The organism is Burkholderia sp. NFPP32 (genome assembly GCF_900119325.1).
Classification (GTDB): domain Bacteria; phylum Pseudomonadota; class Gammaproteobacteria; order Burkholderiales; family Burkholderiaceae; genus Burkholderia; species Burkholderia pyrrocinia_C.
The window spans coordinates 83,416-108,063 of the sequence record NZ_FPJP01000017.1 but is presented as its reverse complement, the minus strand read 5'-3'; the positions used below and the strand labels follow the sequence as shown (position 1 = coordinate 108,063).

Sequence of the window (24,648 nt, the reverse complement as noted above, 5' to 3'; positions counted from 1 at the left end):
GCGGGCGTCAGCTCTCGACATCCTCGAGACTGAACACCTCGGTCTTGTCGTTATACGAAAAGACTTCGCCGTAACGCCCCCAGTCGATCACCGCGTCGAGCGTTTCCTCGGCCGCTTCGTCCGACAGGAAATCTTCCAGCTCCTGCTCGAAGCGCACGCGCGGCGCACGATGGCCCGGGCGCTCGTTCAGCACCTTCTTGATCCGTGCGGCGAGCGGCACGTGCTTCAGCAGGTGATCCGCGAACATCAGCTTGCGCTCCTGCGTGCCGAATTCCGCGAACACGCGCGCGGGCGGCGTCAGAAATACGTCGCCTTCCCGCACGTCCGCGAAACCGAGGTACTGCAGCACTTCGGCGATCGGGAACAGTTCGTCGACTTCCAGATGCAGCGTGCGCGCGATTTCCGGCATGTCGGCACGGCCATGGTACGGCGCCATCGCGAGCGTTTCGATCAGGCCGGCCATCAGGTTGGTCGACACCTGCGGCAGCCAGCTGCCGAGCTCGAGCCCCTTCTTCGTCGCCTCGCCGGTCTGGCGGGCCGTCATCTTCGCGTAGATATCGTCGACGAGCTTGCGGAACTCGGTGTCGAGCCGGTTGCGCGGGTGCTTGAACGGCACCTTGATCTCGGCGATCACGCGGCCCGGGTTCGACGACAGTACGAGGATCCGGTCGCACATGAACACCGCTTCCTCGATGTTGTGCGTGACGATCAGCACCGACTTGATCGGCATCCGCCCCTGCGTCCACAGGTCGAGCAGGTCGGTACGCAGCGTCTCGGCCGTCAGCACGTCGAGCGCGGAGAACGGCTCGTCCATCAGCAGGATCGTCGGGTCGACGACGAGCGCGCGCGCGAAGCCGACGCGCTGGCGCATGCCGCCCGACAGTTCGCGCGGATACGCGTTCTCGAAGCCGTCGAGACCGATCAGGTCGATCGCGGCCAGCGCGCGCTCGCGCCGCTCGCGCGCGCCGACGCCGAGCGCCTCGAGGCCGGCCTCCACGTTCTGCAGCACGGTGAGCCACGGGAACAGCGCAAAGGTCTGGAACACCATCGCGACGCCTTCGGCCGGGCCGCGCAGCGGCTGGCCGAGGTAGGTCACTTCACCGCCGGTCGGCTCGATCAGGCCGGCGATGATTCGCAGCAGCGTCGACTTGCCCGAGCCGGAACGGCCGAGCAGCCCGACGATCTCGCCTTCGCGCAGCGACAGGTTCGCGTCGTCGAGCACGAGCAGTTCGCCCTGCGACTTGTTGAAGCCGCGGTTCACATGCTCGACGCGCAGGATTTCCTCGCCGAGGCGCGGCGGCTGCAGCGGCTGGGATGTCTTGACAGGGGCGTTGATAACGGTCGAATTTTGCATCGCGCTTACTCTCAATCGAGACGGAGCCGGGATTCCGCATAGGCGTACATCGGACGCCACAGCAGACGGTTGAACAAGGTAACGAACAGGGACATCACCGCGATGCCCAGGATGATCTTCGGGAAATCGCCGGCGGCAGTCATCTGCGCGATGTACGCGCCGAGGCCGTGCGCGACGACCTTCGTATCGCCCCACTGCACGAACTCGGACACGATGCTCGCGTTCCACGCGCCGCCCGACGCGGTGATCGCGCCGGTCACGTAGTACGGGAAGATGCCGGGCAGGACCGCCTGCCGCCACCACTGCCAGCCGCGGATGCGGAAATTCTTCGTCGCTTCCTTGTAGTCGTTCGGATAGGACATCGCGCCGGCGATCACGTTGAACAGGATGTACCACTGCGTGCCGAGCACGATCAGCGGCGACAGCCAGATATCCGCATTCAGGTGGAAGTGGACGATCACGATCACGAACACCGGGAACAGCAGGTTCGCCGGGAACGCGGCAAGGAACTGCGCGAGCGGCTGGATCTTCTCGGCCAGCGCCGGGCGCAGCCCGATCAGCACGCCGAGCGGCACCCAGATCACCGACGCGATCGCGATCAGCACCATCACGCGCAGCAGCGTGATGAGCCCGAGCACGAGCACGTGCCCGACTTCGCCCATCGTCACACCGGTCGCGACGAAGCTGACGACGCGCCACACGACGTACACCGTCAGCACGACCACGAACACGCCCCACACGATGTCGCCGATGCGCGACGAGCCGCGTGCCGACGCACTGCGCGACCGTACTCCCTTCAGCGACGGCACGCGCAGCGGAATCCGCGCGGCCTGCGACAGCAGCCAGCCGGCCGGCACGAGCAACTGATGAATCAGGTGCGTGCGGCGCATCATGTCGAGCAGCCACGATTGCGGCGCATCGCCCGACGCGGTGTTCTCCATGCGGAACTTGTCGGCCCACGCGACGAGCGGGCGGAACAGGAACTGGTCGTACGCCAGGATCACGACCGACATCGCGACGATCACCCAGCCGACCGCGCCGATATTCTTCGCCGAGATCGCCTGCGCGAGATACGCGCCGATCCCCGGCAGCGTGATCGTCTGGTTGCCGACGGTGATCGCCTCCGACGCGACGACGAAGAACCAGCCGCCCGACATCGACATCATCATGTTCCAGATCAGGCCCGGCATCGAGAACGGCACATCGAGCTTCCAGAAGCGCTGCCACGGCGTCAGGTGAAAGCCGCGCGACACTTCGCTCAGGTCGCGCGGCACCGTGCGCAGCGACTGGTAGAAGCTGAACGTCATGTTCCATGCCTGGCTCGTGAAGATCGCGAAGATCGCCGCAAGCTCCGCGCCGAGCACGCGGCCCGGGAACAGCGCGAGGAAGAACGTGACCGTGAACGAGATATAGCCGAGCACCGGCACCGACTGCAGGATGTCGAGGATCGGGATCAGCACCATGCCCGCACGGCGGCTTTTCGCGGCGAGCGTGCCATAGACGAGCGTGAACACGAGCGACGCGACCATCGCGGCCAGCATCCGCAGCGTGGTGCGCAACGCGTATTCGGGCAGGTTCGACGGATCGAGCGAGATCTTCTGCGTCTGCAGCACGCCGATCGGCGCCATCGTCTGATGGAAGCCGACGATCGCCATCGCCAGCAGGCAGATGATCAGCGGAAACGCGACGGCATCCCAGCGGTTGGGGAGCACGCGCCACGCCGAGGCGTGCGCGGTGCGGTTCGGATCGAAACTGATATCCATCGGTAGCGTCTTGTGTCGGATTGAAATTCGATGGGACCGGCCGCGTGCCGCGCGACCAGGCGTTGCGTCGGCCAACGCCGGTCAGAACAGCCCGCGCAGCGCCCGGTACAGGACTGCCGACAGCGCGATCGACGCGGGCAACGTCAGCACCCGCGCGAGCATGAGGTTGCGCACCGTGTCCCAGCGCAGGCTATAGACGATGCCGCAGGCAATGATCAGAAAAAACAGCGCGAAGCTGAGGGTACGGGTGCGCTGGCTGGCCGCGCCGCTGGTTTCCGTTGCCGCGAGATTCGGCATGAAGGGGGCTCCGGAGAGGTGACTCGGTGTCGCAGGCTATCGGGCGGCCATGACGCAAATGTGACGTATCGATTACAGGACATTAACAAGTCATCGTTCGGCATCCCGACGGCCGCCTTGCGCGTGCGCCGGCACCGGTGGCCGAATTCACGCATCGCGGGAATAAAACCGTCGCTGCGCCGGTATGGCACACGAAGGCGCCGGTTTATTCCAGGACGATCCGGCCGTCCCGTTTCGTCATACGATTGCGAGGCTCCCATGTCTTCATCGAATCCCACCCGCCCGTCGCGCCGCAAGGCCCTGCAATGCATGGCCTTCGGCGGCCTCGGCACGCTGTTTACGCTGTCGGGCGGCATCCTGACGCCGTTCGACCTCGCGCTCGCGCAAACCGGCGACTCACGCCCGGCCGACGCGGGCCGGCCGCTGTTCGTGCAGATCAGCGACACGCACATCGGCTTCAACAAGGATGCCAACCCCGACGTGTCGGCCACGCTGCGGCAGACGATCGAACTCGTCAACGGGATGCCGGCGATGCCCGCGCTGACCATCCATACCGGCGACATCACGCACCTGTCCAAGCCGGAGGAATTCGACCACGCGTCGCAACTGCTGTCCGCGCTGCGCGTGTCGGAACTGCATACGGTGCCCGGCGAGCACGACGTCACCGACGGTTCGGGCGCCGAATATTTCGGCCGGTTCGGCAAGGCGTCGGACAACCGCGGCTATTACAGCTTCGATCATGCGGGCGTGCACTTCATCGGCCTCGTCAACGTGATGCATTTCAAGCCGAACGGGCTCGGCAGCTTCGGCGACGACCAGCTCGCGTGGCTCGCGCAGGATCTGAAGGGCCGCTCGTCGAGCACACCGATCGTCGTGTTCTCGCACATGCCGATGTGGACCATCTACGAGCCGTGGGGCTGGGGCACCGGCGATGCGCCGCAGACGATGGCGCTGCTGCGCCGCTTCGGCTCGGTCACCGTGCTGAACGGGCACATCCACCAGATCGTGTCGAAGGTCGAGGGCAACGTGACGTTCCACACGGCGCGTTCCACCGCGTTCCCGCAGCCGACGGCCGGCAACGGCCCGGGCCCCGTGCCGCTCACGGTGCCGCGCGACCAGTTGCCGAAGATGCTCGGCGTGACGACGGTGGAGTTCGCCGGCCACCCGGCCGCGTCGGCGCTGCACGACGCGACGCTGGCCTGATAGACATAAGGAGACCGACATGACCCGCTTCAAGCAACCAAAAATCATCGCGGCGCTGATCCTGTGCGCGGCCGCCGCCGGCACGCCGCTCGCCGCGTTCGCGCAGGGCCCGGACGGCCCGCTGGTCACGATCCGCAACTTCATGTTTTCGCCGATGTCGACCACGATCAAGGCCGGCACGACGATCACGTGGAAGAACCTCGACGCGGAGCCGCACACCGTCGTCAACGACGCCGGCATCTTTCATTCGAAGGCGCTCGACCAGGACGAGACGTACTCGTTCCGCTTCGACAAGCCGGGCGTCTACAAGGTGTTCTGCGGGATTCATCCGTACATGAAGGAGACGATCACCGTCGAATGAAGCGGCCCGCCACGAAACGCGCGGACGAACTGCGGGCGGCGGCCGCCTACAATGGTCATCGTCCCATTCGCCCGCGTGGCAAACGGAGCCGCCCATGCCCAGGATCGACCTCCGCACCGTGCCCGAACGCCGCGGCAGCGGCTATCCGCGGCCGTTCGACGCGCCGTGCACGCAGCGCATCCGCCAGCGCCTCGGCGACGCAGGCGGGTTGCGCGATTTCGGCGTCAACCTGATGCGCGTGCCGCCGGGCGGCTGGTCGAGCCAGCGCCACTGGCATTCCGACGAAGACGAATTCGTGTACGTGCTCGAAGGCGAACTCGTGATGATCGAGGACGGCGGCGAGACCGTGCTGCGCGCGGGCGACTGCGCGGCGTTTCCGAAAGGCTCCGGCAACGGCCATCACCTCGTCAACCGGTCGAACGCGGTCGCCGTCTATCTCGAGGTGGGCTCGCGCTCGCCGGACGACGTGATCACCTGCCCCGACATCGACATGATGAGCCCGAGCAGCGACGGCCGGTTCCTGCACAAGGACGGCACACCGTACCCGGACGCGTGACGCCCGCCGTACGGCGGCGCATGCCTGCCGATGCGCGTGGCAATGCCGATCCCCCGCCGCCGATCGCCTACACTGAATCGAACTGTTCGGATCCGACCCACCGTCACACGCAGCGAGGCAAGCCATGACCGCGAGCCAGCCGGCACGAATGGATCTCCCCGGGCAAGTCGTGCTCGTGCTTCAGGGCGGCGGCGCACTGGGTGCGTACCAGCTCGGCGTCTTCCAGGCGATGGACGAAGCCGGCATCCGGCCCGACTGGGTGGTCGGCACGTCGATCGGCGCGATCAACGCCGCGCTGATCGCCGGGAATCCGCCGGAGCGGCGCTACGAGAAGATGCTGACGTTCTGGCAGCGCGTGACCGAACGGACCCGCTTCGACGTGCCCGCGCTGCTGCCCGGCTGGGACAAGATGCTGGCCGAGCTGACGATCATCGGCGGCGGCATCGCGGGATTCTTCCAGCCCAATCCGGCATCGTGGCTCGGCCCGATGGTCCGCCTCGGCGTCGATCGCGCGTCGTACTACCGGATCGCGCCGCTGCGCGACACGCTCGCGTCGCTGATCGATCCCGGCCTGCTGAACGCGGGCCGCCCGCGCCTGACCGTCAGCGCGGTCAATGCATGCACGGGCACGATGCGCTATTTCGATTCGCGCGACACGCACCTGGGAATCGACCACATCATGAGCTCGGGCGCGCTGCCGCCCGCGTTCCCGGCGATACGAATCGACGGCGAGCCGTACTGGGACGGCGGCGTGTATTCGAATACGCCGGTCGAGGTCGTGCTCGACGACAATCCGCGCCGGAGCTCGATCATCTTCTCGGTGCAGATGTGGAATCCGGCCGGCCCCGAGCCCGAGAGCATCTGGCAGGTGTCGGAACGGCAGAAGGACATCCAGTACGCGAGCCGCACCGACAGCCACATCGCGCGCCAGCAGCAGATCCACCGGCTGCGCCACGTGATCCGCGAACTGGTCCGGCACGTGCCGGAAGCCGAACGCGCGTCGCCGGCCGTGCGCCGGCTCGCCGCGTGGGGGTGCGAAACCACGATGCACCTGATCAAGCTCGCGGCACCGCGACTCGACGGCGACAATCAGTTGAAGGACATCGATTTCACGCCGGCCGGCATCGCGGCGCGCCGGCAGGCCGGCTACGACGCTGCGAGACGGGCCATCGCCGCCCGTCCGTGGGACCTGCCGATGGACCCGACGGAAGGATTGACGGTATTCGATCCGGACGCGCCGCCGGTTGGGGAAAAAACGGCATGACGTGCGGCGTCGCAACCGCATGTCGATCGCCCCGGCGCGATCAGGTGCGCGCGGCCCGGAGGTGGGCGCGGCCGGCATCGCTCACGTTGACCTCCGCGATGCCACCGGGTACATGGTGCCGGACCACGTAGCCGCGCGCGCAGGCTTCCTCCCACACCGGCAGGTGCGGGCACGACGTGCGCCATGCGTCGATCACCTCGTCATAAGGCCGCGCACGTGGCCCGATCCATTCGAGCAGGTCGAGGATCAACGGCTCGATCGTCGCCGTTTCGCGCAGGCGTTCAGCCAGCGCGTCGACGCCCGGCTCGTGACCGTTCCAGATCGTGACCGCGTGACAGTCCAACTTGCGAAAGCTCCGCAGCGTGCGGAGCGTGTCGAAGTAATCGTCGAGGATCGTGATGTCCATGGAGCGCTCCTGGCAACGCCGTCATCCTGAACCGTGAGCCCCAGCTTGGGAAATGAATTTATCTTGTCGATTCCTGCATTTTCCTGATCGATCCATTGTCGCCGCGCCTATCGCACGCGCGCTCACTGCCCCGCCGCGCGCACGACCGGCGCCGTTCCGGCGACGACCGGACACGATTGCGGCAACGCCTGGCCGAACAGCACGGCCAGCCCGCAAGCGGACGTGAACATGCCGAGATTGTCGTGCCCGACGCCCGGCACTTCGACGACCTGCTGCGCGAGATCGTCCGGGTGCCGCTTCTTCAGGTAATCGAAATACGCGAGCCCGCGAGCGAGCCGGTACGGCCCTTGCGCCATCGCCGCGCACGAGCGGTCGATGAAATGCGTATACGGGTTCGTGTCGGCCTGCCCGAGCAGGTACACGACGTGGCGCGCGACGTAGCGCGTTTCGAGTTCGCGCACGTTCTGCGACGCGACGTAAGGCGGCGCCGACTTCAGCCCGTATTTCCATTGCGTCGCGCGCGGGCAGGCGCCGCCCGCGATTGCCTGCGCGTCCGGCCGTTCGTCGTCGAAATACAGGTAGCTCGACGGGTTCGCGACCACATAGCGCACGGCGATGCCGGCCTGCACCAGCGCATCGCCTTCGTGCCCGGCCACCGCGTAGCGCTGCAGCAATTGCGCGCCGGCCGAATGACCGATCACGACCACGGTCGACAGCGCGGGGTACAGGCTGCGATCGGCGAAATGCGCGAGCAACGCATCGAGCGCGGCGAACGAACTGACCGGGCCCGGCTGGCGCGCCGGCTCGCCGCCCTTCCATCCTTCCTGGGTCCAGGCCAGCGTCTGCGCGGGCAGCGAAAACGCGCGCGTGTCGGCGCGTGTCAGGAACTGCGGAGCGACGACCATCGTGCCCTGCCCGGCCGTGCCGGCCTTCTCGACGACCTTGAGCCCCGACGCATAGTACGCGTCGGCATTGCGCAGCGTGCCGTGAATCACGATGAAGACGCGCGTGACGTCGGGCGCGGCCGTGTCGAGCGGATGATCGGCATAGACGGGCAGCACCGCGCTGCCTTGTGGCGTATCGACCGCCACGCGCTGGTCGGCCACGGCCTTGACCGGGGCCTCGAGACGTTCGCGCTGCGTGGCGGCATCGGCCGGACACGCGCCGCCCAGCACGCCGATTGCGGCACCGGCGGCCGCGAGCGGAATCGCGCACGACAGGGTTCGGGCGGCCGGCAGCACGCGAGAGAGCCGGATTCTTGCAAAGGCGACGGAAATGAGTGACATGGCGACAGACCTGGTTGCGGGTATGACTTTAACGGCGATGGACGCAGAATCCGTCGCGCGCTGCCGATCCGTTGGGGAAAGCGGTTCAGTCGAATACCTGTTTTGCATCGGTGCGCTGAGTCTCGCACTCATGTTCAGCGCTTCGCCCCCGGCTGCCATGTTCGGAATGGCGTATCCGCGTGATCCGGCACGATGCGCAGCGTCGCATGAAGCTGCTGTATCGTAACGGCGTCCAATATTCCCGTGATGTGTCAGATGACTCCGCTCTTTCGCAATCCAGCCTTCTATCAGTTGCTTGCCGACAGCCATGCCCGACTGCTCGGTCGCCCGCTCGTGCCGGCCACCATTCCCGAGAATGACGCAACCGAGTGGCTCTACGAGAGCGCGCCGTTCGCAGTGCTTGCACACAATACCGACCCCGATCCGCTTTTTATCTATGCCAACAAGGCCGCGCAGCGCCGATTCGGATATGGCTGGGATGAAATCACCCGGCTTCCGTCCCGGCTCTCTGCCGAAGCTCCGAATCGCGAGGAACGGCAGCAATTCCTCGCTCGCGTACAGCGGCTTGGTTACGAGACCGGTTACAAAGGGGTTCGCATCACGAAATCCGGCCAGCGCTTCATGATCGAGGAAGCAACACTGTGGCAACTTCTCGATACGGACGGCAGATTGCACGGCCAGGCAGTCGTCATTCCCCGTACACGCGACATCTGATTGCATTACCCGCGGTCCGCGCGAGACAACGCAAAGCCGGAATTGGTTGCGTCCGCCAACTGTAGAAGGAGCGCCTGCGGCAGCCATGCGTGCAGTGCCGGTCAACCTCGCACGACGATAGCGAATCGCCTTAGTCGACAGCTATCAACCCCATAGCCAACAGTGCTTTCAAACATATCGTCAAATTACGATATATGATTCGCCCATCGACGATACCCGTCTGCCCGACCGAAAACACCTGCTCCATCCATGCCGACCGAAATCGACATCGACGCGATCCTTAAAGCGCTGTCCAACCCTGTGCGCCGTGAAATTCTCAACTGGCTGAAAACGCCGGGCGAGCATTTTCCGGCGCAGACGCTGCCGTACGATCACGGCGTCTGCGCGGGACAGATCGACGCGCGCTGCGGGCTGTCGCAGTCGACCGTCTCCGCGCACCTCGCGACGCTGCAGCGCGCGGGGCTCGTGACGTCGACGCGGATCGGCCAGTGGGCGTTCTTCCGGCGCAACGAGGCCGTCATCGACGCATTTCACGACGCTTTGCGCCGCGATCTCTAGCCAACCGGCCGTATCGGCCACGCGGGCCCGCGTTGCGCATGACGCGATGGCGCGCCCGCCTTTCGAGAAGAGGTTATCTGTCATGCCCACGCTGTTCGATCCCGTTACCCTCGGCGACCTGACCCTGCCGAACCGCATCGTGATGGCGCCGCTCACCCGCTCCCGTGCGGGCGCGACGCGCGTGCCGAACGCACTGATGGCCCGCTATTACGCCGAACGCGCGTCGGCCGGCCTGATCATTACCGAGGCGACCTCGGTCACGCCGCAGGGCGTCGGCTACGCGGACACGCCCGGTATCTGGTCCGATGAGCAGGTCGAAGGCTGGAAGCAGGTGACGCAGGCCGTACACGCGGCCGGCGGGCGCATCGTGCTGCAACTCTGGCACGTCGGCCGGATCTCCGATCCGGTGTTCCTGAACGGCGACCTGCCGGTCGCGCCGAGCGCGATCGCCGCGGGTGGCCACGTGAGCCTCGTGCGTCCGCAGCGTCCGTACGTGACGCCGCGCGCGCTCGAACTCGACGAAATTCCGGGCATCGTCGCCGCGTACCGAAAGGGTGCCGAAAACGCGAAGGCGGCCGGTTTCGACGGCGTCGAGATCCACGGCGCGAACGGCTACCTGCTCGACCAGTTCCTGCAGGACAGCACCAATCGCCGCACCGATGCCTACGGCGGCCCGATCGAGAACCGCGCGCGCCTGCTGCTCGAAGTGGTCGACGCGGCGGTCGACGTGTGGGGCGCCGGCCGTGTCGGCGTGCACCTCGCGCCGCGCGGCGACGCGCACACGATGGGCGATTCCGATCCGGCGGCAACGTTCGGCTATGTCGCGCGCGAACTCGGCCGCCGCAAGATCGCGTTCATCTTCACGCGCGAATCGTATTCGGGCGACCACTTGAGCCCGCGCCTGAAGGAAGCGTTCGGCGGCCCGCTGATCGCGAACGAGCAGTTCACGCCCGACACCGCGCAGGCCGCACTCGCGAGCGGCAGCGCCGACGCAATCGCATGGGGCAAGCTGTTCATCGCGAACCCCGACCTGCCGCGCCGCCTCGAACTCGGCGCACCGCTGAACAAGCCGGTGCCGGAGACGTTCTACGCGGAAGGCGAAACGGGCTACACCGACTACCCGGCGCTGAGCGACGCGGCCTGACGGCCGGGCAGCACGTGTTCAGGCGCGCACGTCCGCGCGCATGAACACGCGCTGGGTCTCGTCGAGCCCGCGCGCGACGTGATGCGCGCGGACCGCGCGCAACGTATCGTCGAGCGACGCGTCGTCGATGATCAGGAAACCGAGGCGCGTGTAGTACGGCGCATTCCACGGCGCGTCGCGGAACGTCGACAGCACGACCTGCGCGATACCCTGCTGCACCGCGCGCGCCGTCACCTGTTCGATCAGGCGCGCGCCGATCCGCTGTCCGGCATGCGACGGCGCGACATCCAGTTCCTCCAGATACAGCCGCTGCGCATCGAGCAGCCGGTAGAACGCAAACCCGACGCACGTGCCCTGCGCATCGACCGCGACAATCGCGCGGCCGCCGTCGATGCGTGCGAGCACGTCGGTCGTATCGGTCGGCTCGCCATCGGCGATGTCGGTCATGCCGATCTCGCGAAACCGCTGCGCGGCGGCGACTTCCACGGCAGCCATCGCGGCCGCGTCTTCCCGCGTGGCGGGACGGATCAGGATCGATGGAGTCATGACGGCAATTCAGGCAGTCTGGAACGGCCGTCACTATAATCGAAACTTCATACGTTTCGAATGCCCATCCACGAGGTCCGTCATGACGTTGTCCGCGCTTGCCGTCTTCGCCTTCGCCCTGCTCGTCACCGCCGGCACGCCCGGCCCGAGCGTCGCCGCGCTCGTCGCGCGCGTGCTGACGAACGGCGTGCGAGACGTGCTGCCGTTCCTCGCGGCGATGTGGCTCGGCGAAGCACTGTGGCTCACGCTCGCGGTCGCCGGGCTGTCCGCGTTCGCACGCACGTTCGAGACGGGCCTGATCGTGCTGAAACTGCTCGGCGTGGCATACCTGCTGTTCCTCGCGTGGAAGATGTGGACCGCACCGACCGGGACGGGCGCGGACGACCTGCCGCGCGGCCAGTCGCCGTGGCGCATGTTCGTCGCGGGCATGCTGGTCACGCTCGGCAACCCGAAGATCATGCTGTTCTATCTTGCGCTGCTGCCGACCATCGTCGATCTGACGCACGTGGGCGTTCTCGCGTGGGCCGAACTCGTCGGCACGATGTTCGCGGTGCTGATCCTCGCCGACTGCTTCTGGTCGCTGCTCGCGGTGCGTGCGCGGGCCTTCCTGACGTCGGCGCGCGCGAAGCGGATCGCGAACCGCACGAGCGCGGCCGCGATGGCGGGGGCGGCGGTGGCGATCGCGACGCGGTGATAGGGTATCGCGGCGTTGCCGTGGAATCCGGCCATGCCTGATGTACGGGGACACGACCTCCGTGAGCGCGGATCTTCCCCCGGTCACGCAGGCGCTTCCTCAAGCGTCGATTGTCGGCGAGCCATGCCACCAGCACGACGACAGCCGCGGCGATCGGGCTGGTTCGTTCAGAACGGCCGTCGCTCAACCTGGTAGTACCGGGCGCTCAGGTCTTTCCGTTCAATCCTGGCTTTTCGCGGACCAATACATAGAGACACATCTTCGGTGAAGCCCCCCTCGGACCGTTCCCGCATGCCAATTTCTGACCACTGTTGGTGTCTGTGAAGCCGGTCCTGAAAAAATCGATGGCCTCTTGTTCCATGAGATCGAAAGCGTTACTCACATTGATGGCATCCTCCTCGTATACCGGAACCATCCATGTGTAATCGGGCTTGTTGACTTGGTGATCCTTCAGCCGGGCTTCCTTATTGCTGGTGACGCCGATATAGAACATATCGTATTTTTTTTGTCTGGCGAAATGACTCAACACCTGTTGCAAGTGAAAGACCACAACGCCGTATTGCATGACGCCCTTGGTACCGGCACCCCGGTGAACAATGTCCCTGTTCAGCGCCAGTTTCTTATGCTCCGGGTAAAGTTTCAAAACCATGATTGACCTCCACGAGTGATGAAGCTTCAATAGGCTGAAACTATCGTTCATTCGGTCAAAGTCTGGATGACTAAAAGTCTCGCGACCCTCAAGCTTCGGGAAGCCGGCCGGATGAATACTCATAAGAATGCACGAGTCAAGTATTTGCGTCGACAGGAAATGAACCAGGGCATGATCAATTGCGATCCACGTGCTCCTGACTAGGGGGCGCTTCTTCCACCGTTTGAAGAATGAGTGCTCTTTTGCCCTGGAGGCAACAAGCACTCGATGAAGAACAGACGCTCCATCGTCGGCGCGACACGTTCGGCGGCATGGATCCGGCCGACGCACGCCGGCTCGGCGGCCCGCTCGACGAATTCCCGAGCACCGACACGCTGAAAGATATACATGCGCCGATCCAGCTATGGGCATCCGAATCGGGCGGCGACGGCGTGGAGCCAGAAACGATCCCCGCGCTGGCTGGCTTGCTGCCGCAGCGGCCGGAATTCCGCGTCGTTCCGAACACCGCGCATTTCGCGTTTGTCGCGCCGTGTTCCGACGCATTGAAACAAATTGCGCCGCGGATTTGCACCGACGCAAACGGATTCGATCGCGCCGCTTTTCACCGAGCGCTCGACGCAAAGGCGCTCGCGTTCTTCACCGCGAAGCTCCGCTAACAGCGAAACGCCTTGCGCCAGACGGCCGGCGCCCGCGCATGGTCGTTGCACTCGATCAGCGCGCGCACCAGCGCCCAATCGTCGTCATCGCAGAAATCAAGCAGCATCGCACCACACGGGCCGCGCTGCTCGTGCAATCGTTCGGCCAGCCGCGCATGAATGCCCTGCACCCGGCCGTCGCCATGCGCGACCGTCGACGGATTCGCGCCCATCCCCGTCCCGCTGCAGAAGTTGATCGCCCAGCGGCCGCTTTCCGGTGTCGGCAGATGCGTGAGCAGCGCGTCGATCGCGCGCCACTTCCAGCCGATCGACGCAGCCACCGGCACGCGGTATTCGTCCTGGATCACGAACGCACCGTCGGGATGATCGATCGTGAACGTCGCGTTGTCGGGCCACGCGGTCAGGTCGATGCCGAGCGGCCGGCCGCTGCGAAAGCGCCGCAGCAGCACGACCGCGCCGCGCACGTCGCCGAGCGCGGGCAGCGTGCCGCCGGCATGCCAGCGCAGCCGCGGGTGGCGCGCGCGATGCGCGTCGAACGTCGCATCGAAGCCGCGCGTGCACGCATGCGCCGGCCATTCGTCCTTCACCGACATCACGATGCATTCGCGCGGATGCGCATCGAGAAAGCGCGAGCAGGTTGCCAGCACGTCGTCGAACGTCATGCCGAGCGCAACGCCGCCGTGATGAATGTCGAACGCATCGCGCACGTGCCGGCAGCGGATGTCGAGCAGCCGCACGCCGTGCGCGAGCTGCGCATCGAGCGGCGCGCGCTGCGTGCGAACGAGCCGATCGTCGACCGTATACGCACAGGTGTCATGGCTGCCCGGTAGGGTCAGCGTATGCAGCAGCCGCGCATCGTCGAGCGCCGACATCCAGTCGGCGGGCGGCGGGCACGTATCGTGGCTCGAACGGATCATGATCGATGAATGACAAGGAAAGAAAACCGTGGGTAACGGCGTCGGATGTCGCGGCGCGGGCCGGTGTATCGCGCTCCGCGGTGTCGCGCGCGTTCTCGCCGACGGCGAGCATCGCGCCGCAAACGCGCGAGCGCGTGATGGTCGCCGCGCGCGCTCTCGGCTATCAGGTCAACCTGATCGCGCGCGACATGATCACGCAGCGCAGCAGCATGATCGGCGTCGTAACGGCCGGCTTCGAGAATCCGTTTCGCGCGCGGCTGCTGACGGACCTGATGGCCGCGCTCGGGCAGCGCGCGCTCACGCCGCTCGTGACCAACGCGGAAGACCCGCGCCAGGTCCGGCAATCGCTCGAGCAACTGCTCAGCTACCGGATCGCGGGTCTCGTGATGACGTCCGCGTCGCCGCCGCTGTCGGTGGCGCAGCAGTATCTCGAACACCGGATCCCCGTCGTGATGATCAACCGCGACGCGAACCTGCCGGGCGCGGATGTCGTCGTCAGCGACAACGCGGCAGGCTCCGCTCATGCGGCGCAGCGGCTCGTGCGGGCCGGCGCGCGCCGGCTCGCGTTCGTCGGGCCGCGCGGCGCGAGCTACAGCGCGCAGTCGCGCGCCGCGGCGTTCGAGCATGCGATCGGGCGCGGTGACGCATTCGACGCGACGCTCACGCGCGTGCTCGACACGCCGTCCGACACGCACGCATGCGGGATCGACGCCGCACGGCAACTGTTCGCGTCCGGCGAACTGCCCGACGGCGTGTTCTGTTCGTCCGACCTGCTCGCACTCGGCGTGATCGACGCCGCGCGCAGCGAATTCGGGTTGCGCGTGCCGGACGACCTGCGCGTGGTCGGCTTCGACGACATCCCGGCCGCCGAATACGACGCCTATCGGCTGACGACGCTCCGGCAGGACACGCGCGGCCTCGCGCACGCGGCGGTCGACCTGCTCGCCGACCGGATGCGGACGTTCGACGGCCCGTCGCGCACGCGTGTCGTGCCGATCACGCAGGTGGGGCGGCATAGCTGCGCGTGACACGGTGAAATCGGGCGCGGCGTTGCCGCGCGTCACTTCAACCCGCCCGCGAACCCGCGCAACAGGTAGCGCTGCACATAGCCGGCCACGGCCAGCGTGGGCAGCGACGCCATCAAGCCCGCGCTCATCAGGTCGCCCCAGTCGATGCCGTTCTCCGTCACATAGCCGGCGATCGCGAGCGGCAGCGTGAAGCGGCTCGGCGTCGACACGAACAGCAGCGCGATCAGGAACTCGTTCCACGCGGCGATGAACACGAAGATCGCGGTCGCGATCAGCCCCGGCGCGCACAGCGGCAGCACGATCTGCACAAGCCGCCGCGCGAGCCCCGCGCCGTCGATGCAGGCCGCTTCCTCGTATTCGACCGGTACGTCGCGCACGAACGCGAGCAGCATCCAGATCGCCATCGGCAGCGCGTAGATTTGATACGCGAGCATCAGGCCGAGCGTCGAATCGAGCAGGTGCAGCCGCTTCGCGAGCGCGAACAGCGGCACCGCGATCGTGATCGGCGGCATCAGCTTCAACGCGAGTACCAGCACCAGGAACAGCAGGTCGAGCCGTGCCGGAAAACGCAGCCGCACGAGCGCATACGCAGCCGGAAACGCGAGCGCCAGCGCGAGCAGCGTCGTGCCGAATCCGACCAGCAGCGAATTGAAGAGCGGCGCGCCGATGCCGTTGGACCACACCGACGCGAAATGCTCGAAGGTCGGCGCGGCCGGCCAGATCCGCAACGGATGATCGAGGCGCTCGAGTGTCGGCATGAAGGCCGCGCCGGCCATCCACAGGCACGGCAACAGCAACAGCGCGAGCGCGGCAACACGCAGCGCCCACGGCACCGCGCGATCGAATGCGGCGCCCGTTCGCGTGCGTGAGATGCCCGAGGGTCGCGCCGTCATGCGCGCCGCTTGCGAACCGTCTGCCATACATACCCCGAGACCAGCAGCGCGGACGCCGCGAGCATCAGCACCGACGCGGCACTCGCCGGTCCGACGTTGAAGAAGCGGAAGCCCGTGTCGTAGATATAGGTCGACAGCGTCTGCGTGGCGTTGCCGGGGCCGCCGCCCGTCAGCGCATAGACCTTGTCGAACAGCTTGAACGTGTCGATCGAGCGCAGCAGCAGCGCGAGGCCGATCTGCGGCGCCGCGAGCGGCAGCGTGATGTCGCGCAGGCACTGCCACTCGCTCGCGCCGTCGGTGCGCGCGGCTTCGTACAGTTCACCGGGAATCGATTGCAGCCCCGCCAGCACGATCAGGAACGCCATCGGCGTCCACTGCCATACGTCGACGAGCGCGAGCGACCACAGCGCGAGATGCGGATCCGACAGCCAGCGCACGCCTTCGATGCCGAACGCCGCGAGCAACTTGTTCAGGAATCCGTCGAAGTTGAGCCAGTTGCGCCAGATCGCGGAGCACACGAGCGTGGACAGCATCATCGGCAGGATCGCGAGCGGCAGCGCGATGCGCCGCCCCGGAAACGCGCGCACGAACAGCAGCGCGAGGCCGAAGCCGAGTGCGACCTCGGCGAGCGACGCCACGATCGTGAAACGCAGCGTATTGCCGAAGCCGGCCGTGAACGCGTCGTCGCCTAGCACCGTGCGATAGTTCGCGAGCCCCGCAAACGCGCGGCGGCCGGCCGCGTAGTCGACCCGGCAGAACGAGTCGATCAGCACCTGCGCGACCGGATACAGCGCGAGCGCGACGAGCACCAGCAGTGCGGGACCGAGCAGCGCGACGAACGGCAGGCTGCGGCCGAAGGTTTTCATGCGCGGGTTCCGGGCGACGTATCGAGGCGGGCCGTCACTTGCCGGCCGCGGCCATCGCCTGCGCGATCTTCTGCTGCGCCTGGCGCAGCGCGGCGTCGGGTGCGGCCTGCCCGGTCAGCGCGAGCTGGAGCTGGTCGCCGAGAATGCTCTCGACCTGCTGCCAGTCCTTCACGCGCGGCCGCGCACGGCCAGCCTCGAGCGCCTTCAGTTGATCGGGATACCAGCGGTACTGGCGCACCAGCGCCGGATCGGCGAACACGCTGCGGCGGGTCGGCGGAATGCCGATTCCGGCGAGGCGCGTCTGCGTGTCGCGGGCGGTCAGGTAAGCCAGGAAGTCCTGCGCGAGCTTCGCGTGCGGCGCGTCCTTCGGAATGCCCATCTGCCAGATGCCGAGCATCGGCGCCGGGCCGGCGGTCTGCCCGGGCGGCGGCTGCAGCGCGATCTGCCCGACCACGCGCGACTGCTTCGGATCGTCGAGCGCCGGCACCCATGCAGGCCACACCTCGATCGACTGCGCGGCCGTGCCGCGCTGCAGCGCATCGCGCACTTCCGCCGCGCCGTACACGTCGACGTCCTTCGGCGCGGACGCCTTCAGCGCGAGGAACGTCTTCAGCGCGGCCTGCGCTTCGCGCGAATCGATCGTCACGTTGCCGGCATGGTCGAACACGTCGCCGCCGTAGGCCCACAGGATCGGCAGGAAGCCGGTCACGACCGGGTTGCCCTTCGTGCCGCGAAACACGACGCCCGACACACTCTTGTCCGCGCCGCCGACGGTCTGCGCGATCTTCAGCACGTCGTCCCAGTTGCGCGGCGGCTGCAGCTTGTATTTCGCGAGCAGGTCCTTGCGGTACGCGAACATCTCGACGTTGCCGACAATCGGCAACGCATACAGCGCGCCGGCCGCGTTGCGGCCGAGCGCGACGGCGGACGGCACGAGATCGGCGTCCGCGAGCGACGCGGGCAGCGGCTTCAGCCAGCCGTTGCCGATGAATTCGGGCGCCCACGTGTCGTCCATCATCACGAGGTCGTACGCACCGGTGCCTTCGCGCATCGACAGCTTGAGCTTCTGGTACAGGTTCGCGTTCGGCAGCTTGAGCAGCTCGATCTCGGTGCCGGGGTGCAATTTGTTGAAGCCGGCGACGGCGTCGGCCAGCCCCTTGCCGTAGATGTCGTCGCGGCCTGCGATGACGAGATCCGCGGCAACGGCGTGCGTGGCGGCGAAGGACAGCGCAAGGGCGGCGGACAGCGCGCGCAGGCGGCTCAGCAAGGTCATGGGGTCTCTCTCGTTCGGCGTGGTGGCGGGACAGCCGGGCGTTGCACACGTGTGCAACGCGGGCGACGCTTCCGGCTGCCTGAAGCGAACGCCATTGTTCACGCCGATCGTTAAGAATTTATGGCACGCGGCGGAAGAGACAGCCGCCGGGCCCGGCGGCCGCCTGCCCGCCTGACCACACGGGCCCCGTCAGAAGTTCACGCGGATCCCGGCCATCACCGCCAGTTGCCGGCTCGAGTTGCTGTTGGCGAGCACTGGAATCTGCGCGTAGTTCGCCGCATTGCCGTTCGTATCGGTGCCGAGCCCCGTGCCGCTCGCGATCTGGCCGATCGCGACCGCATACAGTGCCGTGCGCTTCGACAGGCTGTAGTTCGTGCCGACGTTCAGTTGGTGGAAACGCGTCGTGCCGCGCCCGTCGGTATGCGCGGCGTTGAAGATGTACGCGACGCCGCCCTGCAGCGCGGGCGTGAACATGTATGTGACGTTCAGCTCGCCGATGTCGAACGTGAACGCCTGTGTACGCGGCTGCGCGGCAGTCGAGAAATAGCGGCTGTCGCCGAGGCGCGTATGCGTGTACGTGAGTGCGACCGTCGCCGCGCCGAACGTCACCGAGCCGCCCGCGCCGAACGCGCGCATCGAGCCGGCGTCCTGAAGCAGGCAATACATCGCGCCCGGATTGCTGCACGCGAAATCGCCGATATAGCCGCTCGCGCCGCCGAGCGCCGCATCGAGCGGCTGGTGCAGGTCGAGGTAACCGACCGAGAACGCCACCGGCGCGCGCGCGTATGTCGCGGCCACCGCATAACCGCGCTTCGCGGAAAAATCGCCGGCCTGCCCGCCGAAGCTGAACGTACCGCCGAACGTGAGGCCGTTGAAATCGGCGCTGGTGAACTTCACCGCATTGTTGAAATTGAACGCGGCGTTCAGGTTGTCGACGTCGCCGAGATGCGAGCCATACGGCGTCGCCCAGTTGTTGCTCGACACATACGCGCCCAGCATGTCCGTATACGAGTCGTATTGCCGGCCGAGGCCGAGCGTGCCGATCCCGTCCTGGCGCAGCCCGACCCACGCCTGCCGGCTGAATGCGGTGCCGCCCTGCAGCGCCTGCCCGTTCGCGGACAGGAACTGCTGTTCGAGCGTGAACACCGCGTCGAGCCCGCCGCCGAGCGGCTCGGCGCCCTGGAAGCCGAAGCGGGACGGCACGAGGTTGCCGCCGCCCATCTGCCACGCATGGCCGCCGCCCGTGCTGCCGTCGGCGCGCGTGAACTGCTGGTTCGTCGAGTAGATGACACCGGTGTCCACGGTGCCGTACAGCGTCACGCTGCCGGAGGCCTGCGCATGCGCGTGCATGCAACCCAGCGTAGCCGCGGCCGCGGCCAGTCGTCGTCCGATCTTCATGTCCCGTCCTCTGGTGTCGTCGATTCGCAGTGCAAATCGATCGTGTTGTCGATAGGGGTGACGGGACTCTATCCAGCGAAAATTCAGGACCTCTATCGCAAATCGGCAAACGATGGATCGCGCTGCCCGCGACGATGTCCGACGACGCCGTCGCGGTGCGCGTGCGTCAGTCGGGACGCGTCGTCTGGGAAGGCAGCTCGCCGAACAGGTCGCGATACTCGCGCGCGAAATAGCCGAGATGCGTGAAACCCCAGCTCGCGGCGGCCTCGCCGACGCCGAGCTGCTGTACCGGCGTCGTGCGCAGCATGCGCCGCACCGCGTTCAGCCGGATCGTGCGCAGATAACCGACCGGCGTGACGTCGGCAACGCGCTGGAAGCTGGTTTGCAGCGTGCGGCGGCTGCAGCGCAGCGCGCGGCACAGTTCGAGCACGGTGACGGGTTCTTCGGGCCGGTCGCGCAGATGCTTCTCGCAGCGGCTCACGATGTCGCTGTAGGTGGCATGCGTGATGTCGCGCCGCTCGACGCCGATGCCCTGTTCAAGCGCATCGAGGAACATGCCGAGCATCGCGTCGCGGAACATCTTGCGGGTGGCCGCGTATTCGAGGTGGCCAGGGTTGCGCTGCGCATCGTCGATCAACGACGACAGCCGCACGCCGAGCGCGACGCCCTGCTCATCGGACAGCCGCGTCACGTGCCGCAGCTTGCGCGCGCCTGCCGCGCCGAATTCGGCCTCGCACAGCTCGTCGACCATGTCGGACGCCGCGCTGATCCCGACGAGCCCCATCCCTTCCGGCGTATGGAATTCGAAATCCTCGCCGGCGCGCAGCGCGAGCAGCGCATAGCCGTCGACCGGCTGGCCCTGGAACGTGCCCGCAAGCGGCACGGACAGCGGCACCGCGAGCGACGTGCGCCCGGCCGGCGCGAGCCCGGTTTGCGCGACGCGCCGGTTGGTCGTTTCGCGGAAGAAGTGGAAATCGTCGTACAGCACCTGCGTGACCGTGCCCTTGAAGCGGCCCGGCGTCATCTGGCGATAGACCTGATGCCAGCCCGCGATCGCGAGCCCGTGATCGTGCACGTCTTCGTGCGAGCGTGACTGGAACAACATCGGCGCCTCCGGTAAAACCCTGATTCCTGGATGCGACCGAGGCGTTCGCCCCGCCGCAACGCCACAGCTTACCCGCGCAAAAACCTGCGCAGTGCCGTTTCGAACGCAAGACAGGCCGCCGACAGCGCAACAGCCTGCTCGCCGGTCAGCCGAACGTAGCGGCGAAACGACGGCATCCGGTTCACGACCTCGCTGCCACCGAACGGCACGATCGCGAGCGTCCAGCGGCCGTCGCGCGCGTCGATCGCGCAGTCGGTCAGGTGCAGCGGCCGCAGCGCATCGGCCAGCAACGGCTCGGCGACCAGTGCGGCCACCGTGTCGACGAATCCGGGGTCGCATCCCGACGCGGGCACCGCATCGATGCCTGTGCGGCGCAGCCAGCCGGTCTGCCGCACGCGGGCGCTGCCCTGCACAGCCGGGCCGTGTACGGTCACCGTCACCTTCACGCTGACCGTATGCATCAGGAACTGGCGCTCGACGCGCTCTTCGACGTTCACGCACACGCCGTTCGGTAGCCTTGCCGTCCGACTGCCCACACCGTCGGTATCGCGCACGGCATGCAAATCGGCGAGCACGCGCGCGGCGATCGCGCCGGGCCGATGGCCGGGCGGCGGCGCATCGGGCGCCGCACGCCATCGGGCGAGCGCGGCCTTCACGACGCGACGTGCTCGTTGCGCAGCACTTCCTCGACCGGCACCGGCTTGAACGGATGCCGGCGCTGCACGACGAGCGTCCAGAACAGCGCGTACAGCGCGGTGAGCCCGAGCATCGCGCCGAACGGCACGTAGATGTCGCGCGCGTTCATGCCGGGCGGCGTGATGTACCAGATCGCGAGCACGATGCCGACGCTCGACACGATCTGCGGCAGCGGGAACAGCGGCGAACGGTACGGACGCGGCAGGTCCGGGCGGCGGATGCGCAGCATCACGACCGACGCGGTGACGAGCAGGTACGCGGTGCCCCACGCGCAGGTCGCGGCAAGCACGAGATGCAGGATGCTGTCGAGATTGCCGTTGATCAGCCATGCATGGAAGATCGGCACGACCGCCGCCACGACGATGCCGACCACCGGCGTCTTGAAGCGCGGATGCAGGTACGCGAAGCAGCGCGGCAGCGCGCCGTCGATCGCCATCCCGTACAGGATCCGCGGCAGCCCGGCCATCAGCGTGTTGATCGTCGCGGCGCCCGCGAACAGGAATGCGATGCCGAACCAGATGCGGCCGAACGGGCCGAGCACCTGCAGCGCGAACGCGGGAATCGCGCCCGGCGTGTCGAGCAGGTGCGTGAGGCCGTCGGGACTCACGGGCACGTTCGCGACCTGGCGGCGGATCGCCGCGCCGTACAGAAACATGCAGATCGCGACGCCGACGAGGCCGATCGTCATCGCGCGAGGAATCGTGCGGCCCGGCGCCTTCATTTCCGGCGCGAGCGGCGTGACGAACTCGCAGCCGACGAACATGAACATCGCCATCCCGACCAGCGACAGCACGGCCGGTACCGACGTGCCGACTTCCGAGCCGCCGAACCAGCCGTCGAGATGCACGGCCGGCGCGGCCGCGAGCCCGAGAATCCCGAAGATCATTAGCGACAGCCACATGCCGGCCGTCAGCACGATCTCGAGCTTGCTGAACACCTTGATGCCGATGATATTGGTGATCGCGAACGTGATCACGAGGCCGACGCCGACGAGCCAGGAGCTGTTGTGCTTCTCGAACGCGGCGTTCAGCGATTCGAAATTGACGAGCGCCATGATGCCGCTCAGGATCGTCTCCGCCGTGCCGGCGAACACGTGCACGAGGAAATACGCGGAAATCGTGCCGGTGATCGCCCAGAAGCGGCCCAGCCCGCACGACAGGTAATCGTAAACCGAGCCGGCCGTCGGCAGCATCGCGGCCGCTTCGGAGAACGTGGTCGCCTGCGCCTGCATCATCACGAACGCGATGATCATCGCGACCGCGAACGCCCAGCCGCCCATCCCGAAGCCCGACGTCGCGGTGAGGATCACCGGGCTCGCCATGATGAGGCCGACGGCGCTCGCCAGCGCGGTCGGAAAACCGACCGCGCCCGCCTTCAATACCGTGCCTCCGCCCGCTCCGGCCGGCGTGCCGGCGGACGTATCGCCCGCGGCGCCGGTAACTTCTGACCATCCCGACATCGTCGTCTCCTTCCGTTGTTGACCTGAACCCGCGCTTCGGCACCCGGGCCCCCTGTCGATCACACCTCGATCCGATGTCGAAAAAATACGCAGGCAAAATAATCCGGTCATAGCGCAAATCGGCAAACCGGCAGCGGCCAGGCTGCCCGCCGCCGGTTTGCGGTCACGCAATCATGCCGTCATCCGTCACGCGAACGGCACGGCCTCGAAGCCCGCCGCGAGCGCGTCGACGATCCGGTCGAGCTGTTCGCGCTGGATCACGAGCGGCGGCGACAGGATGATCTTCGTGCCGACCGGCCGCACCAGCACGCCGTTCTCGCGCGCGACTTCCGCGACCGCGTTCGCATAGCCGGACAGCGGGTCGATCGGCTCGCGCGTCTCTTTGTTCGCGACGAGGTCGAGCGCGAGCATCAGCCCCTTGCCGCGCACCTCGCCGACTGACGCGAAGCGTTCCGCGAACGGCTGCAGCGCTTCGAGCAGATACGCGCCCTGCTTCGCCGCATTCGCCGGCAGGTCTTCCTTGACGACGATGTCGAGGCTCGCGATCGCGGCCGCGCACGCGACCGGGTGGCCCGCATACGTGTAGCCGTGCATGATCGCGCCGCCGAAGTCCGCATTCGCGGCGAACGCGTCCTCGATCCGCGCGTTCACGACCGTCGCGCCGAGCGGCACATAGCCCGACGAGATGCCCTTCGCGAGACACATGATGTCCGGGCGCACGCCCCAGCCGCGGCTGCCGAACATGCTGCCGCTGCGGCCGAAGCCCGTCACGACCTCGTCGGCGATCAGCAGCACGCCGTAGCGATCGCACACCTCGCGCACGAGCGGCCAGTAGTTGGCCGGCGGCACGATCACGCCGCCCGCGCCCTGGATCGGCTCCGCGATGAACGCGGCGACCGTGTCGGGGCTCTGGAACTGGATCTCGCGCTCGAGCATTTCCGCGCAGATCCGGCCGAGTTCCTCCGGATCCTGCGTGAACGGGTTGCGGTACAGCCACGGCGTCTCGACGTGGAAGCAGCCGGGCAGGTTCGGCTCGTAGTTGCGGCGGAACACCGTGTTGCCGTTCACCGACGCGCCGCCGAAGTGCGTGCCGTGATAGCCCTGCTTCAGCGAGATGAACTTCGTGCGATCGGCCTGGCCGCGCACCTTCCAGTACTGGCGCGCGATCTTCAGCGCGGTCTCGATCGCGTCGGAGCCGCCCGAGCTGTACAGCACGCGGCGCATCCCTTCCGGTTCGAGCATGTCGATCACCTTCTTCGACAGCTCTTCCGCACGCGGATGCGAGATCCCGTCGAACAGCTGGAAGTATTCGAGCTCGTCGAGCTGGCGCACGATCGCGTCCTTCACTTCCTTGCGGTTGTGGCCGACGTTGACGTTCCACAGGCCCGCGACGCCGTCGACGAGCTGCCGGCCCTCTTCGTCGAACACGTAGCAGCCGTCGCCGCGCACGATGCGGATCGGCTTGCGCTGCTTCATTTCGTTCGGGTGCACCATCGGATGCCAGAATTTTGCTTCGTTGTAGCTCATTGCAGTCTCCACTGTCGGATCGTTTGAACCTGGTC

At 66.9% G+C, this 24,648-nt stretch carries 26 protein-coding genes; 10 read left to right on the top strand and 16 right to left on the bottom strand.

The window, feature by feature from the left end:
• Positions 1-7: 7 nt before the first annotated feature.
• The 3 genes from BT264_RS27060 to BT264_RS27050 all read right to left on the bottom strand — a co-directional run bounded on the left by BT264_RS27060 (position 8) and on the right by BT264_RS27050 (position 3,414).
• Complete coding sequence (locus BT264_RS27060) at positions 8-1,354, bottom strand: ABC transporter ATP-binding protein (protein WP_072442455.1); 1,347 nt, start codon at positions 1,352-1,354, stop codon at positions 8-10.
• Between the two features lie 11 nt (positions 1,355-1,365).
• Positions 1,366-3,117 (bottom strand): ABC transporter permease, encoded by a 1,752-nt coding sequence (locus BT264_RS27055; protein WP_072442454.1) that lies wholly within the window; start codon positions 3,115-3,117, stop codon positions 1,366-1,368.
• A gap of 81 nt (positions 3,118-3,198) precedes the next feature.
• Positions 3,199-3,414 carry a hypothetical protein gene (locus BT264_RS27050; protein WP_072442453.1) on the bottom strand — a complete coding sequence of 72 codons (216 nt, stop codon included), beginning with the start codon at positions 3,412-3,414 and terminating at the stop codon, positions 3,199-3,201.
• A 258-nt stretch (positions 3,415-3,672) separates the two neighbouring features.
• Between BT264_RS27050 and BT264_RS27045 the strand changes: the two genes are divergently transcribed.
• The 4 genes from BT264_RS27045 (at position 3,673) to BT264_RS27030 (ending at position 6,798) form a co-directional block, all read left to right on the top strand.
• On the top strand, positions 3,673-4,617 hold the full coding sequence (locus tag BT264_RS27045) for a metallophosphoesterase family protein (protein ID WP_072442452.1): 945 nt from the start codon (positions 3,673-3,675) through the stop codon (positions 4,615-4,617).
• 19 nt (positions 4,618-4,636) lie between these two features.
• On the top strand, positions 4,637-4,978 hold the full coding sequence (locus BT264_RS27040; RefSeq protein WP_072442450.1) for a cupredoxin domain-containing protein: 342 nt from the start codon (positions 4,637-4,639) through the stop codon (positions 4,976-4,978).
• Between the two features lie 94 nt (positions 4,979-5,072).
• Positions 5,073-5,534: a cupin domain-containing protein gene (locus tag BT264_RS27035; protein ID WP_072442448.1), complete on the top strand. Its 462-nt coding sequence runs from the start codon at positions 5,073-5,075 to the stop codon at positions 5,532-5,534.
• A gap of 124 nt (positions 5,535-5,658) precedes the next feature.
• Positions 5,659-6,798, top strand: coding sequence for a patatin-like phospholipase family protein (locus tag BT264_RS27030; RefSeq protein ID WP_072442446.1), 1,140 nt, complete (start codon positions 5,659-5,661; stop codon positions 6,796-6,798).
• A gap of 40 nt (positions 6,799-6,838) precedes the next feature.
• On the opposite strand, the gene BT264_RS37560 is transcribed toward BT264_RS27030, so the two are convergent.
• On the bottom strand, positions 6,839-7,204 hold the full coding sequence (locus BT264_RS37560; protein ID WP_083534203.1) for a 3-phosphoglycerate dehydrogenase: 366 nt from the start codon (positions 7,202-7,204) through the stop codon (positions 6,839-6,841).
• Between the two features lie 122 nt (positions 7,205-7,326).
• The gene (locus BT264_RS27020; protein WP_072442444.1) at positions 7,327-8,490 is read right to left on the bottom strand and encodes an alpha/beta fold hydrolase; all 1,164 of its coding nucleotides are present in this window, start codon (positions 8,488-8,490) and stop codon (positions 7,327-7,329) included.
• Positions 8,491-8,745: 255 nt separating this feature from the next.
• Here BT264_RS27020 and BT264_RS27015 point away from each other — a divergent pair, with 255 nt between their 5' ends.
• The 3 genes from BT264_RS27015 to BT264_RS27005 all read left to right on the top strand — a co-directional run bounded on the left by BT264_RS27015 (position 8,746) and on the right by BT264_RS27005 (position 10,906).
• The gene (locus BT264_RS27015; protein ID WP_072442523.1) at positions 8,746-9,204 is read left to right on the top strand and encodes an MEKHLA domain-containing protein; all 459 of its coding nucleotides are present in this window, start codon (positions 8,746-8,748) and stop codon (positions 9,202-9,204) included.
• A 249-nt stretch (positions 9,205-9,453) separates the two neighbouring features.
• Positions 9,454-9,762 carry an ArsR/SmtB family transcription factor gene (locus BT264_RS27010; protein WP_034180436.1) on the top strand — a complete coding sequence of 103 codons (309 nt, stop codon included), beginning with the start codon at positions 9,454-9,456 and terminating at the stop codon, positions 9,760-9,762.
• Positions 9,763-9,844: 82 nt separating this feature from the next.
• Positions 9,845-10,906: an alkene reductase gene (locus BT264_RS27005; RefSeq protein ID WP_072442442.1), complete on the top strand. Its 1,062-nt coding sequence runs from the start codon at positions 9,845-9,847 to the stop codon at positions 10,904-10,906.
• Between the two features lie 18 nt (positions 10,907-10,924).
• On the opposite strand, the gene BT264_RS27000 is transcribed toward BT264_RS27005, so the two are convergent.
• Entirely contained in the window at positions 10,925-11,452 is a 528-nt protein-coding gene (locus tag BT264_RS27000; protein ID WP_072442440.1) for a GNAT family N-acetyltransferase, read from the bottom strand.
• A gap of 82 nt (positions 11,453-11,534) precedes the next feature.
• Between BT264_RS27000 and BT264_RS26995 the strand changes: the two genes are divergently transcribed.
• Entirely contained in the window at positions 11,535-12,146 is a 612-nt protein-coding gene (locus tag BT264_RS26995; protein WP_072442439.1) for a LysE family translocator, read from the top strand.
• Between the two features lie 205 nt (positions 12,147-12,351).
• Here BT264_RS26995 and BT264_RS26990 read toward each other — a convergent pair whose 3' ends face one another.
• Positions 12,352-12,795 carry a hypothetical protein gene (locus BT264_RS26990; RefSeq protein ID WP_072442521.1) on the bottom strand — a complete coding sequence of 148 codons (444 nt, stop codon included), beginning with the start codon at positions 12,793-12,795 and terminating at the stop codon, positions 12,352-12,354.
• Positions 12,796-13,037: 242 nt separating this feature from the next.
• Here BT264_RS26990 and BT264_RS26985 point away from each other — a divergent pair, with 242 nt between their 5' ends.
• Positions 13,038-13,451 (top strand): alpha/beta hydrolase, encoded by a 414-nt coding sequence (locus tag BT264_RS26985; protein ID WP_256260714.1) that lies wholly within the window; start codon positions 13,038-13,040, stop codon positions 13,449-13,451.
• On the opposite strand, the gene BT264_RS26980 is transcribed toward BT264_RS26985, so the two are convergent.
• Complete coding sequence (locus BT264_RS26980) at positions 13,448-14,368, bottom strand: phosphatidylinositol-specific phospholipase C (RefSeq protein ID WP_177318410.1); 921 nt, start codon at positions 14,366-14,368, stop codon at positions 13,448-13,450. The two genes, BT264_RS26985 and BT264_RS26980, sit on opposite strands and share 4 nt — an antisense overlap.
• Before the next feature lie 5 nt (positions 14,369-14,373).
• On the opposite strand from BT264_RS26980, the gene BT264_RS26975 reads away from it, so the two are divergent.
• Positions 14,374-15,396 (top strand): LacI family DNA-binding transcriptional regulator, encoded by a 1,023-nt coding sequence (locus BT264_RS26975; protein ID WP_072442437.1) that lies wholly within the window; start codon positions 14,374-14,376, stop codon positions 15,394-15,396.
• Between the two features lie 32 nt (positions 15,397-15,428).
• Here the strand turns inward: BT264_RS26975 and BT264_RS26970 are convergent, their stop codons facing one another.
• From BT264_RS26970 to BT264_RS26935, 8 genes are all read right to left on the bottom strand, one after another.
• Positions 15,429-16,289 carry a carbohydrate ABC transporter permease gene (locus tag BT264_RS26970; protein ID WP_072442435.1) on the bottom strand — a complete coding sequence of 287 codons (861 nt, stop codon included), beginning with the start codon at positions 16,287-16,289 and terminating at the stop codon, positions 15,429-15,431.
• Positions 16,286-17,155, bottom strand: a complete 870-nt coding sequence (locus BT264_RS26965) for a carbohydrate ABC transporter permease (protein ID WP_072442433.1) — start codon at positions 17,153-17,155, stop codon at positions 16,286-16,288. Before BT264_RS26965 ends, BT264_RS26970 begins: the two co-directional genes overlap by 4 nt.
• Positions 17,156-17,189: 34 nt before the next feature.
• Entirely contained in the window at positions 17,190-18,428 is a 1,239-nt protein-coding gene (locus BT264_RS26960) for an ABC transporter substrate-binding protein (protein WP_072442431.1), read from the bottom strand.
• Positions 18,429-18,617: 189 nt separating this feature from the next.
• Positions 18,618-19,826, bottom strand: coding sequence for a porin (locus tag BT264_RS26955; protein ID WP_072442429.1), 1,209 nt, complete (start codon positions 19,824-19,826; stop codon positions 18,618-18,620).
• A gap of 166 nt (positions 19,827-19,992) precedes the next feature.
• Positions 19,993-20,931 carry a helix-turn-helix domain-containing protein gene (locus BT264_RS26950; RefSeq protein ID WP_072442427.1) on the bottom strand — a complete coding sequence of 313 codons (939 nt, stop codon included), beginning with the start codon at positions 20,929-20,931 and terminating at the stop codon, positions 19,993-19,995.
• Between the two features lie 68 nt (positions 20,932-20,999).
• Positions 21,000-21,587, bottom strand: coding sequence for a DUF3156 family protein (locus tag BT264_RS26945; RefSeq protein ID WP_072442425.1), 588 nt, complete (start codon positions 21,585-21,587; stop codon positions 21,000-21,002).
• The gene (locus tag BT264_RS26940) at positions 21,584-23,086 is read right to left on the bottom strand and encodes an APC family permease (protein WP_072442423.1); all 1,503 of its coding nucleotides are present in this window, start codon (positions 23,084-23,086) and stop codon (positions 21,584-21,586) included. The genes BT264_RS26945 and BT264_RS26940 overlap by 4 nt, the downstream gene beginning before the upstream one ends.
• A gap of 186 nt (positions 23,087-23,272) precedes the next feature.
• Positions 23,273-24,613, bottom strand: coding sequence for an aspartate aminotransferase family protein (locus BT264_RS26935; RefSeq protein WP_072442421.1), 1,341 nt, complete (start codon positions 24,611-24,613; stop codon positions 23,273-23,275).
• Positions 24,614-24,648 lie beyond the last annotated feature (35 nt).

Coding starts and splice junctions, on each gene's coding strand:
- BT264_RS26940 (WP_072442423.1), bottom strand. CDS start 23,086: ATGTCGGGATGGTCAGAAGTTACCGGCGCCGCGGGCGATACGTCCGCC.
- BT264_RS26975 (WP_072442437.1), top strand. CDS start 14,374: ATGAATGACAAGGAAAGAAAACCGTGGGTAACGGCGTCGGATGTCGCG.
- BT264_RS27000 (WP_072442440.1), bottom strand. CDS start 11,452: ATGACTCCATCGATCCTGATCCGTCCCGCCACGCGGGAAGACGCGGCC.
- BT264_RS27060 (WP_072442455.1), bottom strand. CDS start 1,354: ATGCAAAATTCGACCGTTATCAACGCCCCTGTCAAGACATCCCAGCCG.
- BT264_RS27040 (WP_072442450.1), top strand. CDS start 4,637: ATGACCCGCTTCAAGCAACCAAAAATCATCGCGGCGCTGATCCTGTGC.
- BT264_RS26990 (WP_072442521.1), bottom strand. CDS start 12,795: ATGGTTTTGAAACTTTACCCGGAGCATAAGAAACTGGCGCTGAACAGG.
- BT264_RS37560 (WP_083534203.1), bottom strand. CDS start 7,204: ATGGACATCACGATCCTCGACGATTACTTCGACACGCTCCGCACGCTG.
- BT264_RS26955 (WP_072442429.1), bottom strand. CDS start 19,826: ATGAAGATCGGACGACGACTGGCCGCGGCCGCGGCTACGCTGGGTTGC.
- BT264_RS26950 (WP_072442427.1), bottom strand. CDS start 20,931: ATGTTGTTCCAGTCACGCTCGCACGAAGACGTGCACGATCACGGGCTC.
- BT264_RS27035 (WP_072442448.1), top strand. CDS start 5,073: ATGCCCAGGATCGACCTCCGCACCGTGCCCGAACGCCGCGGCAGCGGC.
- BT264_RS27015 (WP_072442523.1), top strand. CDS start 8,746: ATGACTCCGCTCTTTCGCAATCCAGCCTTCTATCAGTTGCTTGCCGAC.
- BT264_RS27030 (WP_072442446.1), top strand. CDS start 5,659: ATGACCGCGAGCCAGCCGGCACGAATGGATCTCCCCGGGCAAGTCGTG.
- BT264_RS26995 (WP_072442439.1), top strand. CDS start 11,535: ATGACGTTGTCCGCGCTTGCCGTCTTCGCCTTCGCCCTGCTCGTCACC.
- BT264_RS27045 (WP_072442452.1), top strand. CDS start 3,673: ATGTCTTCATCGAATCCCACCCGCCCGTCGCGCCGCAAGGCCCTGCAA.
- BT264_RS26970 (WP_072442435.1), bottom strand. CDS start 16,289: ATGACGGCGCGACCCTCGGGCATCTCACGCACGCGAACGGGCGCCGCA.
- BT264_RS26935 (WP_072442421.1), bottom strand. CDS start 24,613: ATGAGCTACAACGAAGCAAAATTCTGGCATCCGATGGTGCACCCGAAC.
- BT264_RS27010 (WP_034180436.1), top strand. CDS start 9,454: ATGCCGACCGAAATCGACATCGACGCGATCCTTAAAGCGCTGTCCAAC.
- BT264_RS26965 (WP_072442433.1), bottom strand. CDS start 17,155: ATGAAAACCTTCGGCCGCAGCCTGCCGTTCGTCGCGCTGCTCGGTCCC.
- BT264_RS26960 (WP_072442431.1), bottom strand. CDS start 18,428: ATGACCTTGCTGAGCCGCCTGCGCGCGCTGTCCGCCGCCCTTGCGCTG.
- BT264_RS27050 (WP_072442453.1), bottom strand. CDS start 3,414: ATGCCGAATCTCGCGGCAACGGAAACCAGCGGCGCGGCCAGCCAGCGC.
- BT264_RS27055 (WP_072442454.1), bottom strand. CDS start 3,117: ATGGATATCAGTTTCGATCCGAACCGCACCGCGCACGCCTCGGCGTGG.
- BT264_RS27020 (WP_072442444.1), bottom strand. CDS start 8,490: ATGTCACTCATTTCCGTCGCCTTTGCAAGAATCCGGCTCTCTCGCGTG.
- BT264_RS26980 (WP_177318410.1), bottom strand. CDS start 14,368: ATGATCCGTTCGAGCCACGATACGTGCCCGCCGCCCGCCGACTGGATG.
- BT264_RS27005 (WP_072442442.1), top strand. CDS start 9,845: ATGCCCACGCTGTTCGATCCCGTTACCCTCGGCGACCTGACCCTGCCG.